Here is a 12718-nt window from a genome sequence, read left to right as displayed (position 1 = left end):
CTCACTATGAACACGTCATGCTATCGACACGTATACGGCCCGATACCAGAATCTCTACGGTATACCCTTTCTCGCCACTCTCACGGCAAAAGGTATAGGTTGATGCAGCATTACTATTCAACATGCCATTGGGACGAAAATATATCTCACCGTCATCACCTGAGTTGGTCAACTCAGTCTCGACGACTCTTAATGTCGTCCTGTTATTGCCAGCCGTATTATCCGCCTCGGCAATCGTTAAAGTATCGCCCTTACTGCCGTCGCTGCGAGTTAAGAAAATAAAGTTTTGACGGCGTGAAGCCTCCGAGCGAGCATACTTTGCCGCCACAACCACCGCCTCAACATCGGCGTCGAAACGCTGTCGCTCAATCATGTTGCTGAAGGCAGGAATACCCACTGCACTGACAATACCCAAGATTGCCAGCGTCACTAGTAGCTCGATTAACGAGAGGCCCTGTTGCCGTTGCTTATTCATACCCACCCTATTGCTATTCAATTAGCCAAATATTGTTTTTCTATCACCTTACTGTACAAAACAGGCATCTGATTTACCGTTAGCAAATGACCAACGGTCAGTAGAACGCGACTAAGGGTTAATACCTACACAAAAGCGTGAGGCAGTTCAAAGCCTCTCCCATAAACGACAAAACCCCGCAGCAATAAATCCTGCGGGGTTTTGTTATTTCCTACCTTGGGACCTGTTATTTAGCGCCGGCTACAACTGCACCACCCGTAATTCCTTCGGCATTGAGAAGGTCACATCCTCGGGCTCACCGAGTATGTCTTCGGCGGCCTCAGCACCCAGGGCCTGCAACCCCTTAATCACTGCTTGGACCAGAATCTCTGGTGCCGATGCTCCGGCGGACACACCGATTGATGTTTTGCCGTTTAACCAGCCATCGTCAATATCATCTACAGAATCAATCAGGTGAGCCTCAACCCCCATGCGAGTCGCAAGCTCTGCCAAGCGATTCGAGTTTGAGCTATTAGGTGAGCCGACCACCAGCACCAAATCGCACTCGCGGGCCAGCGTCTTTATTGCGTCTTGCCGGTTCTGAGTGGCATAGCAGATATCGTCGGTACGTGGCGCTGCCAAGCTAGGAAAACGCTGCAACAGGGTTTCTACCACCTTGGCGGTATCGTCCATTGACAGCGTTGTTTGGGTAACATAGCTCAAGCTATCGGGATTATTGACCGATAACGCCATGGCCTGCTCTGGATCTTCCACCAGATAGATGGCACCACCATTGCTGTCATCAAACTGCCCCATGGTACCAATCACCTCGGGGTGGCCGCGGTGACCAATGAGAATACACTCATTGCCCTGACGACTGGCGCGCACCACCTGCATATGCACCTTGCTGACCAGCGGGCAGGTGGCATCAAACACCTTCAAACCGCGACGATCGGCTTCCATTCGCACTGATTTTGCAACACCGTGGGCGCTGAAAATAACAATACAGTCGTCCGGCACCTCATCGAGCTCTTCGACGAAGATGGCCCCACGATCACGTAGGTTATCTACAACAAATTTATTATGTACGACCTCATGGCGGACATAAATTGGTGCGCCGAACATGTCCAGGGCACGGTTAACAATCTCAATAGCGCGGTCAACTCCGGCACAGAAACCACGGGGGTTGGCCAATTTAATCTTCATGACGGCCACCAAGGAGCAGAGAGTAAATATTAAGCAACGTCGACTATTTCCACATCGAAGGTAATCGTTTTACCGGCCAATGGGTGATTGAAATCGACCTCAACCACCTCATCGGTAATCCGCTTGACCACGCCGGGCAATTCAGACTGACTGGCATCGGCAAAGCTCAACATCAGGCCCAGCTCCAATTCCATATCCTTAAATTGCTCGCGCGGAAAGGTTTGCACATTGTTGGGGTTGGGTTGACCAAAAGCCCCCTCTGGGGTCACCTCGGCGCTGTGCTTATCACCGGCTTTGAGGCCCACCAAAGCCGCCTCGAAGCCTGACAACAGGGTGCCATCGCCCATGGTAAAGCTGCCGGGATGCCCGCGTTCAAGCGTCGAGTCGATAACATTGCCATCGGGCAGAGTAAGTGTGAAATGAAGAGTCACCTTCGAATCTTTTGCAATCAATACTGCTGACATAACCAAACCTCTATTTTAGCTGCGACCGAATGGGCAGCAAACACTTATGCTGTTGCCTCGTCACTGTGACGAAAGCTATCGATAATCAACATCGCTGCACCGACACAAATACCGCTGTCGGCAATATTAAACGCAGGGAAATAACGCCCGCCATAGTGCACCGAGATAAAGTCGACGACATAACCCAGCATGGCTCGGTCGATCAGATTGCCAATCGCGCCACCCAGAATCAATGCCAAACTACAGGCCAGCCACGTTTGCTGAGCGGGTAATCTGAATAACCATACAGCAATAACGACGCTGACGATGGCGGCGATGGCGGTAAAAAACCAACGCTGCCAGCCACCGGCATCACTGAGAAAGCTAAAGGCAGCACCCTCGTTGTGGGCCAGCATCAAATTGAACCAAGAGGTAATCTCAACCGGACGTAAATAGGCCAGCTCGGTGCTGGCTAAAAACTTACTGTACTGGTCGAGAATAATCACTATTGCCGCCAGGGCAAACCAAAACCACTTCATTGATGCATGCTCTGCTGTATTATTATTCGCCGCGCCAACAATGCTGGCGCGACCATCAAATCTCAACGCTTAAGCAAAACTTCGCGTTTCGCCCTCACCTTCGATGTTATCAACACAGCGAGTACACAGCGTCTCATGCGCTGCTACCGTGCCGACGGTGTCACTGTGGTGCCAGCAGCGCTCACACTTTTCGGCCTCACTGGCCACAACACTCAGTTTCAGGCCTTCGATATCCGTCGCCACCGAGCTGTCATCGGCCTCAGCAAGACTGCGTACGGTTGCCTTCGAGGTGATTAAGACAAACCGGAGTTCATCACCCAGGGTTTCGAGTAAGGGCTGGAAGGTATCGTCGCAGTACAGAGTAACCTCTGCCTTCAGTGAGCCACCCACTTCCTTACGACGCTGCTCCAACTCTTTGTTGACGGCGATCTTGACCTGTTTCACCTGCGCCCAATAATCACGACCCAGCGCGTCATTATCCGACATCGGAATCAAGCCCTGATACCACTCTTCCAAGAACACGGACTCACCACGTTCGCCTGGAATAAACGGCCAAATCTCCTCGGCGGTAAAACTACAAATAGGCGCCAACCACCGTACTAATGCCTCGGTAATCAGATAAAGCGCAGTCTGACACGAGCGACGCGCCAGGCTGTTTTCGCCGGTGGTGTACTGGCGATCCTTGATGATGTCGAGATAGAAACCACCCATGTCGACGGCACAGAAGTTATGGATCTTCTGATAAATCATGTGGAACTGATAGTTATCAAAGGCTTCGATCAGCTCTTGCTGTAATTCGTGGGCACGATCCACCGCCCAGCGATCGAGGGCAATCATCTGATCGGCCTCAACCTGGTTTACCGCCGGGTCAAAGCCCTCTAGGTTCGATAACAGGAAGCGAGAGGTGTTACGAATACGACGATAGGAGTCGGCGGTACGCTTGAAGATCTCATCACTGGCGCGCATTTCACTGCGATAATCGGTCGCCGCCACCCATAGGCGCAAGATATCGGCACCGAGGCTGTTGGTCACCTGCTGAGGCGGAATAACATTACCCAGCGACTTCGACATCTTCTGGCCTTTCTCGTCGACCACAAAACCGTGGGTCATACAGGTCTTGTATGGCGCGCTGCCGTTGATTGCAGTGGCGGTCAACAGTGATGATTGGAACCAGCCGCGGTGTTGGTCAGAGCCCTCAAGATAGAGATCAGCGGGATAGGTCAGTTCCTTGTTCTTGCTCAGTGTCGCCGCATGGGTGACACCGGAATCAAACCAAACATCGAGGGTATCAACCACCTTATCGTAATCCCCAGCCTCATCGCCTAACAGCGTCTCAGGCTCGAGATCGAACCAGGCATCGATGCCACGTTGCTCGATCAACTGGGCAACCTCTTCGATCAACCGAGGTGTTTCAGGGTGTAGCTCAGCGGTTTGCTTGTTGATAAACAAGGCAATGGGCACACCCCAGGTGCGCTGGCGGGAAATACACCAGTCTGGGCGGTCATTAATCATGCTGTCGATACGTGCCCGGCCCCACTCGGGCAACCACTCGGTCTTTTCTACCTCAGCTAATGCCTGATCGAGCAGACCATTCTGACGCATACCAACAAACCACTGCGGTGTGGCGCGGAAGATAATCGGGCTCTTATGACGCCAGCAATGTGGATAACTGTGTTCGAACTTGCTGTGTGACAACAACTTACCGCGGCCTTCCAGCTCTTCGATAACACTGCTGTTAGCCTTAAACACGTGCTGGCCGGCAAAGATCTCGGTGTCCGGTAGATAAACACCGTTGGCGCCAACGGGGTTATAAACCTCGATGCCGTTTTGCTGACAGACCACGAAATCTTCCTGGCCGTGTGCCGGTGCTGTATGGACGCAGCCGGTACCTGCATCGGTGGTGACGTGATCACCAAGTAATACAGGCACCTGCTTGTCATAGAACGGGTGCTGCAATAATTGCTTTGCAAGAACGCCGCCCTTGGCGCGCCCCACAATGTCTGTGCTGTCGAAGCCACAGCGCGAAGCGACAGACTCAACCAGGGCTTCGGCCAAGACTAAGTAGCGGTCATCGGCCTTAACCAATGCATAGTCAACCTCACCACCCAGGCTGACCGCTAGGTTGGCTGGCAGAGTCCAAGGTGTGGTCGTCCAGATAACAATTTCGATATCGGCACTGATATCGCTGCCAAAGGCCCTGGCAACCGCCGCTTGATCAACAGCGGTAAAAGCCACGTCGATAGAAGGCGAGACCTTGTCTTTATACTCAACTTCGGCCTCAGCCAGAGCAGAGGTACAGTCAAGGCACCAGTGTACTGGCTTGAAGCCTTTACTCAGGTGGCCGTTGGTGGCGATCTTACCTAACGAGCGAACAATATCCGCCTCGAAATTGAAGTCCATGGTGAGGTATGGCTTCTCCCAATCCCCCAAGACGCCAAGTCGCTTAAAATCTGTGCGCTGGCCATCGACCTGCTTGGCGGCATATTCGCGGCACTTCTGACGGAAGGTGGCGGCATCAACTTTGACGCCGGCCTTGCCGACTTTTTTCTCGACGTTAAGCTCTATTGGCAAACCATGACAGTCCCAACCAGGCACATAAGGTGCGTCATAGCCGCTCAGTGTCTTAGACTTGATGATAATGTCTTTGAGTATCTTATTAACCGCGTGGCCAATGTGAATATTGCCGTTGGCGTACGGAGGGCCATCGTGCAAAATAAACTGTTCACGACCGGCCATACGCTGACGAATTTTTTGATAGAGCTGGGTAGATTGCCACTGCTCTAACATTTTAGGTTCGCGGTTAGCCAAGCTTGCCTTCATCGGAAACTTGGTTTGTGGCAGATTCAGTGTCGCTTTATATTCACTCATCGATATTCACACTTTGCTGATACTAATTAACGTAAAATCTAACGGCGGATTATCCCGCCGCTATACCTGTTGCAGTTTAAGACTGCAAACCAAAATACTGACGGCCGACGTCGATATCGGCCTTGATGTTCTTTTCTAATTCGGCCAGAGAATCAAATTTCTTCTCTTCACGAATCTTCTTGCGGAAGACAACGCTGATCATCTTGCCGTATAAGTTGCCACTGAAGTCCAATAAATGGGCCTCCAAAATAGCCTTAATACCGTCATCGACGGTTGGTCTGGTGCCAACATTCACCACTGCCGGCACTGGCCCGTCGGCAACACCAAGTACCTCGGCGGCATAAACACCGGAAAGCGGCGCCCGCAACCGATGCAACTGCAAATTAGCCGTCGGAGCACCGAGGGTACGCCCCAACTGCCGACCATAAACAACCTTACCTGTAATCGAAAACGGTCGACCATATAACTCATCAACCAGGGCAAAATCACTGTCGGCAAGGGCTTGTCTGATGCGGGTACTGCTGACACGCTCATCCTGCACCTGCAAGGTCGATGTATTCACCACCTCATAACCGTAGACCTCACCCGCTGCTTTGAGCACCTCAAAATCGCCCTCACGATCATGACCAAAACGTAAATCGTCACCGACGACCAGGTATTGAATACCCAGGCCATCGACAAATACCTGTTTGATAAAGTCCTGCGCCGACATCAGCCTAAAGCTGTCGTTAAAACTGATTCGCAGCACAAAATCCACCCCCAGCTGACTCAGGGCTTGGAATTTTTCACGGAAGCTCATCAGCCGTGATGGCGCCTCTAACGGGGCAAAATACTCGCGCGGCAAGGGTTCGAAAACCACAACGACCGTCGGTAAACCAAGTTCTTTGCCTTTATCCAATAATTGCCTAAGCACCGCCTGATGACCATGGTGAACGCCATCGAAAGCGCCTATTGTCGCCACGCAACCGCGGTGGCGGGGACGCAAATTATGAAGACCGCGAATTAATTCCATCATCAGGCTCGTATTCAATAAGGGGCGGAATTATACCCCACTAAGCGCGCCGCCTCTATAGCTAGCATTGAACTCGCTGACCACACAGACAAAAGCGCCGATTAGGCCGCTCGGTAATGGCGTACTTTCGCCCCTGACAGCGCCAATACCACAAGGTAGACCGCCGCTCCCAAGGCACAGAGCAGCAACACAGAGCCAGCTCTCTGGTACCAAGCCAGAGTCGCCATATCACCGATAACAGGCAACAATGCGTAGAGCGCCACTGCCATTGCGATACTGGCAGCGACGCTGCGCATAACACTATGCCAAAAGAGGCTGCTCCACTGATAGACCTGATCAGCTAATAACCCACGCCACAGCCACATCACATTGAGCATAGCCGCCACTGACGTCGCCAGCGCCAAGCCGACGTGTCCTATCTGCCAGTAATAATACAGCGGCGCAACAAAAAGGATGTTAAGCACCATATTGGCGACCATGGCCTTGATACCAATTTTCACCGGCGTCTTGGTGTCCTTGCGGGCGTAATAGCCTGGCGCCAGCACCTTGATCAACATAAACGCCGACAACCCCAACGCATAGGCACGAAGACTATAACTCGACATCGTCACATCGTCGGCGGTTAAGGCGCCGTATTGAAACAGGGCAATCAAGATCGGTTCGGCCAGCACCATTAAGGCTGCCGTGGCTGGCAGGGCAATAAACAGCACGGTACGGGTTGCCCAACTCAGCGTATTGGCAAAGGCCTGCTGGCCTTTATCGGCATGGATACGTGACAGCGAGGGCAAAATCACCGTTGCCACAGCGATACCAAACACCCCCAACGGCAACTCAGTAAGTCGGTCGGAGTAATACAACCAGGAGACACTCCCCGTTGGCAATAACGAGGCCAGCACCGTATCGAGCAATAAATTGATCTGACTGACAGAGACTCCGAACAATGCCGGAATCATCAGCGTCATGATTTGGCGAACGCCCTCGTCCTTGGTGTCCCATATGGGCCGAGGCAACAGCTTTAAGCGCAACAGAAACGGCAGCTGAAATAATAGCTGTACCAAACCCGCCACCAACACTCCCCAGGCCAGGGCAAAAGCCGGCTGTTCCATCGAGGGAGCATAGAAGATGGCTGCTGCGATTAACGACAGATTCAACAGTACTGGGGTAATCGCTGGCACCGCAAAGCGGCCGTAACTGTTAAGAATAGAGCCGGCAAGGCCGGTCATCGAGATGAGAAACAAATACGGAAAGGTGATACGAATGAGTTCAACCGTTAGCTGATACTTCTGCTCGTCGACGGTAAAACCGGGGGCAAAAACGGCGGCGATCACCGGTGCCGCAAAAATACCCACCGCCGTCAGCACCAGTAAGATACCGCCGAGCACACCGCTGACTCGATCAATCAGCGCCCTGACGGCGCTGTGACCATGTTGGGTTTGATACTCTGACAACACCGGTACAAAGGCCTGGGAAAAAGCACCCTCGGCAAAGAGTCTGCGTAAAAAATTGGGAATTTTAAAAGCGACAAAAAAAGCATCTGCGCCGTTGCCAGCACCAATAAACAGAGCAAAACAGACATCCCGGGCCAGGCCTAATACGCGCGATAGCATGGTCATCACGCCAACCACGGCGCTCGAACGCAGCAATCCGCTGTTTTTCGCCACGGTCTTCTTTTCTACCTGCTGATCACTCAAGCCCTGTTCCTTTAATAAACGGTTTCACACCGATAGATAACTAAAATGCAGCGGCTCATAGTTGATATGGCAACCACCGTCAGGCAGATTAACATGTTCGCTGCGATAGAGTACAAGCTGGCTCACACCAAGAGAAAAACCATCGAGGTACTCATCGGGCAACGGCAAGTCACCGGCCCTGCCACGCAGCAGGGTGATATGAGGCCTGAAAGCTCGCCCGTCATTGCATTCAGCGATGAGACCGGAGGCCGTTAATAACGCTGTCAGTTGCTGGCGTAATCCCATCAATGGGTCACAGGACAGCGGTTCAAACGCCAGAATTTTTGGTGTGAACGCCGCCAGACTGTTGGCGTCAAAGTCGATATTGAAACAGCACTCACTTTCTAACCGTTTCATTATTTCGATAACCGGCTCGGCACTGTGCTGCTCGCCTAAAAAGGCCAATGTAAGATGCAGCTGGTGCTGCGGTATCCAGCGTCCAACCGCCTCGTCGCCGTACTGCTGATGTGCCTGCAGCAACTGAGCAGCCAAATCGGGCCGCAGTGGAATGGCAATAAATAGCCGCATCAACCCCAGGCCTGCTGTAGTCGCTCGGCATTCAGCTGCAGCCATTGCAGGGCAATAATAGTGCTGGCGTTATTTAATCGGCCCTGGGCCAACAGCGTCATTGCCTGCTGACGCGGGACTATGTGTAGCCGAATATCTTCATTCTCACTGTCCAAGCCGTGCAGACCACCCATAGAGGCGGCATCGATACGGCCACAGAATAATTCGATGTACTCGCTACAGGCACCGGGGCTGGGGAAGTAGCCGGCGATATGCTCTACCGCTAACACCTCGGCACCGGCCTCCTCTTCTGACTCACGGCAGGCGACATCCTGCGCTGTCTCGCCGGGTTCGATAATACCGGCGACGATTTCCAACAGCCAGGGTGTTGATGGCTCACCGCTGGGCAGCGTTGCCGCCAGCGCACCGACACGAAACTGCTCGACCAAGGCAACGCTGTCACTCTGCGGGTCAAACAGTAATATCGCCGCGGCATTGCCCCGCTCAAACAGTTCACGATCAAAGCTGTCACTCCAACCGCCGGCAAATAGTCGGTGCCTGATGCGATGACTGACGAAATCAAAAAAGCCTGAGTGCAGTGTTTCGCTACCCACTATTTCTGCATCGCCGCAGCCCAGCTGGCCAATCAGTTCGGTGTTATCCACAGCCATTAACCCCCCCCTATAACGTTGGCATATTCATACAGCGCCTGCAGAATTTTCATCTCGGCCTCATTTTCGTTACCGCTGGCCAGCTGTTCTATCGACAGCATATAGTCATCGAAGGTATAGGAGCCACCGCCGTTGGGGTCCATCAGCCGCATCTCTCTGAACTCCTGCCACTGCTGATGCTCGGGCATGGTCAGTGTCTGTGGATAGTTTCGGGCACGAAAACGCAGCAGCATTTCCTGCAATCGTGGGTCATCGAAACTAAAACGCGCCTCGGCCAGCGCGATGGCCGGCATCGACCGAATCTGGCGCATGGTGTTCTTGTCATCGCTGCTAAAAAAGCCACCGCTGTACAACATGAAATCTGGGTCCGTCACGGCAGCGAACTCTCTGGGCTGGCTGTAAACAGACAACAGCTTGGCCTTGATGGCCGCAATATCCAGCGAGCGTAAAAGCTTAAAGTTCTGCCGGTAGGCGTTAATATCGTGGCCGAGTCGCTCAGCCATTGCCGCATCCTCGGTAAACATCTTCGCTGGGCCAATCATCGGGCTCTTATTCAAATGAATACTCTTCAACGCCGGCCGCTCTATCCCTGCCGGCAAATCCCGCGCGGGGGTATACAGCCACTGCTGAATCTCCTCGGCGGACATATCCATCAGCAATTGCGGGTGTTGCAATAGGTCGAAGCAGACCACCTCGTTTTTATTACTCGGGTGAGTCATCAGCGGCACAACCAAAGAGATATTGCCACGCAAACCGCCAAACATCCCCGAGACATTAAACAGCGGCGTCAATGTATTGACGTCGACCAGCTTGGCAACCTCGTGCTTATTACGCAGTTTAAAGGCGTAGTCGAACAGCTTGGGCTGCTTGTCTTTGATGAGTTTGGCCATGGCAATGGTGGCATAGACATCGCTTAACGCATCGTGGGCATTCTCATGGCTGATACCATTGGCGGCGGTTAACTCCTCCAGACGAAAACTGGCCAGGCCATCTTCTTTGCTGGGCCAAACAATACCCTCAGGGCGCAGCGCATAGGTCATTCTCACCACGTCGATCAGATCCCAGCGACTGTTGCCGTTTTGGTATTCACGACTATAGGCGTCGATGAAATTTCGATAGAAGCTGTGCCGGGTGACCTCATCGTCAAAACGAATACTGTTATAGCCGACACTGCAGGTATTGGGCACCGACATTTCAGCCTCGATCAAACCCATAAATTCAGACTCACAAGCGCCCTTGGCCAAACAGAGCTGCGGCGTCACTCCGGTAATCAAACAAGCCTCTGGGCTGGGCAAAAAGTCATCGGCCGGCTTGCAGTACCACATCATCGGCTTGCCAATAATATTTAAGTCCATGTCGGTACGAATAGCGGCAAACTGGCTGGGACGGTCCTTGGCGGGATTGATGCCAAAGGTCTCGTAGTCGTGCCAAAGAAAGGTGGGGGTACTCATAAATTACCGCTTCCATTGCTTAGAAGAAGAATTGCCAGATAAAAAAACAAAAAAGCCGCAGTGACTATATCACAGCGGCCTCTTTTGCGATGACGAATAAAACAGAAGTTTTACTCGTTAAACACCTGCTTACTTCACTTCTAAGATCTGCTCTTCAATCTTTTGCTTCCAGATTCTTGGGCCAGATTCGTGCGCATTATCGCCGCGGCTATCGACGGCGACAGTCACTGGCATATCGACCACATCGAATTCGTAAATGGCTTCCATTCCCAGCTCGGGGAAACCGACAACCTCGGCATGTTTCACCGCCTTCGATACCAGGTAGGCTGCACCGCCGACGGCCATCAGATAGCTCGACTTGTTGTCTTTGATCGCCTCGATAGCCGTTGGGCCACGCTCAGCCTTACCAATCATGCCCATCAAGCCGGTCTGTTCGATAATTTGACGGGTGAACTTGTCCATCCGCGTTGCCGTTGTTGGGCCAGCGGGGCCAACAGCCTCGTCACGCACCGGGTCGACGGGGCCGACGTAGTAGATAAAGCGGCCTTTAAGGTCGACCGGCAACTCTTCGCCGTTATCGAGCATCTCGACCATTTTCTTGTGGGCGGCATCGCGGCCAGTTAGCATCTTACCGTTAAGCAGCAAGGTATCGCCGCTGTTCCAGCTTTCCATTTCCGCCTGGGTAATATCCTGCAGATTGACGCGCTTGGCATCGCCACCTTCGCGGCTGATCTCAGGCCACTCGTCGAGGCTGGGTGGGGTTTGCAAAGCAGCGCCCGAGCCGTCTAAAACAAAGTGCGCGTGGCGAGTCGCGGCACAGTTAGGAATCATACACACCGGCAGTGAGGCAGCGTGAGTCGGCGCGTCCATGATTTTAATGTCGAGCACTGTGGTTAGGCCGCCCAAGCCCTGAGCACCGATGCCCAACTGGTTGACCGCATCCATGATTTCAAGACGCAGCTCTTCCACACGGTTTTGCGGGCCACGCTCACGCAACTCATGAATATCGATAGGGTCCATCAGCGACTCTTTCGCCATGACCGCGGCTTTCTCTGCGGTACCGCCAATGCCTATGCCCAACATACCCGGTGGACACCAGCCAGCTCCCATGGTCGGCACGGTCTTCTTCACCCAATCGACGATGGAGTCCGATGGGTTCAACATCACCATCTTAGACTTGTTCTCGGAGCCGCCACCCTTGGCCGCCACCTGAATATCAACGGTATTACCCTCGACAATCTCGTAGTGAATAACCGCTGGCGTGTTGTCCTTGGTATTTTTACGCGCGCCGGCCGGGTCGGCCAGAATAGAGGCGCGCAGAACGTTATCCGGGTGCGTATAGGCGCGACGAACACCCTCGTTAATCATATCGGTAACAGACAGTGTCGAATCCCACTGCACATCCATACCGACCTTACAGAAAACGGTGACAATACCGGTGTCCTGACAAATCGGGCGCTTGCCCTCGGCACACATGCGCGAATTGATCAGAATTTGAGCCATCGCATCCTTGGCCGCTGGCGACTCTTCGCGCAGATAAGCCTCGTGCACACCCTGAATAAAATCGAGTGGATGGTAATAAGAGATGTACTGCAGCGCATCTGCGACGCTGTCGATCAAGTCATCTTGACGAATAATAGTCATGCGAAGAACTCCTTAGCCAGAACCATAACAGTGTCTACTCACTGCTAATTATTATCAATTACCCCCCGCCAGGACACCTCAAACAGGACGATCACATACACGGGAAGAACTTTTGCGCGGCATTGTACACCAATATCGTCAGCTCGGCTGCATTCGTCAGCGCTTAACAAACACATTGGCACGACAACGAAAA

At 52.8% G+C, this 12718-nt stretch carries 11 protein-coding genes; all 11 read right to left on the bottom strand.

Annotated features, from left to right (window positions below; genetic code table 11):
• Positions 1-4 precede the first annotated feature (4 nt).
• Entirely contained in the window at positions 5-475 is a 471-nt protein-coding gene (locus L9P87_RS16615) for a GspH/FimT family pseudopilin (RefSeq protein ID WP_237445881.1), read from the bottom strand.
• 240 nt (positions 476-715) lie between these two features.
• Entirely contained in the window at positions 716-1660 is a 945-nt protein-coding gene (gene ispH, locus L9P87_RS16610; RefSeq protein ID WP_237445880.1) for a 4-hydroxy-3-methylbut-2-enyl diphosphate reductase, read from the bottom strand.
• 29 nt (positions 1661-1689) lie between these two features.
• Positions 1690-2124, bottom strand: coding sequence for an FKBP-type peptidyl-prolyl cis-trans isomerase (gene fkpB / locus L9P87_RS16605; RefSeq protein WP_237445879.1), 435 nt, complete (start codon positions 2122-2124; stop codon positions 1690-1692).
• Between the two features lie 44 nt (positions 2125-2168).
• Positions 2169-2708, bottom strand: coding sequence for a signal peptidase II (gene lspA, locus L9P87_RS16600; RefSeq protein WP_354001908.1), 540 nt, complete (start codon positions 2706-2708; stop codon positions 2169-2171).
• 3 nt (positions 2709-2711) lie between these two features.
• The gene (gene ileS / locus L9P87_RS16595) at positions 2712-5510 is read right to left on the bottom strand and encodes an isoleucine--tRNA ligase (RefSeq protein ID WP_237445878.1); all 2799 of its coding nucleotides are present in this window, start codon (positions 5508-5510) and stop codon (positions 2712-2714) included.
• A gap of 76 nt (positions 5511-5586) precedes the next feature.
• Positions 5587-6525, bottom strand: a complete 939-nt coding sequence (ribF, locus tag L9P87_RS16590; RefSeq protein ID WP_354001907.1) for a bifunctional riboflavin kinase/FAD synthetase — start codon at positions 6523-6525, stop codon at positions 5587-5589.
• Between the two features lie 98 nt (positions 6526-6623).
• A complete protein-coding gene (murJ, locus tag L9P87_RS16585; protein WP_237445899.1) occupies positions 6624-8135 on the bottom strand; it encodes a murein biosynthesis integral membrane protein MurJ in 1512 nt (503 codons plus the stop codon).
• Positions 8136-8237: 102 nt separating this feature from the next.
• Entirely contained in the window at positions 8238-8780 is a 543-nt protein-coding gene (gene thpR / locus L9P87_RS16580; RefSeq protein ID WP_237445877.1) for an RNA 2',3'-cyclic phosphodiesterase, read from the bottom strand.
• On the bottom strand, positions 8780-9430 hold the full coding sequence (locus L9P87_RS16575) for an NUDIX domain-containing protein (protein ID WP_237445876.1): 651 nt from the start codon (positions 9428-9430) through the stop codon (positions 8780-8782). The genes thpR and L9P87_RS16575 overlap by 1 nt, the downstream gene beginning before the upstream one ends.
• A complete protein-coding gene (gene sbcB, locus L9P87_RS16570; RefSeq protein WP_237445875.1) occupies positions 9430-10881 on the bottom strand; it encodes an exodeoxyribonuclease I in 1452 nt (483 codons plus the stop codon). The genes L9P87_RS16575 and sbcB overlap by 1 nt, the downstream gene beginning before the upstream one ends.
• Before the next feature lie 129 nt (positions 10882-11010).
• Complete coding sequence (locus L9P87_RS16565; protein ID WP_237445874.1) at positions 11011-12525, bottom strand: fumarate hydratase; 1515 nt, start codon at positions 12523-12525, stop codon at positions 11011-11013.
• Positions 12526-12718: the final 193 nt, after the last annotated feature.

Source organism: Sinobacterium norvegicum (assembly GCF_923077115.1).
Classification (GTDB): domain Bacteria; phylum Pseudomonadota; class Gammaproteobacteria; order Pseudomonadales; family Sinobacteriaceae; genus Sinobacterium; species Sinobacterium norvegicum.
This window is presented reverse-complemented; position numbering and strand designations above follow the sequence as displayed.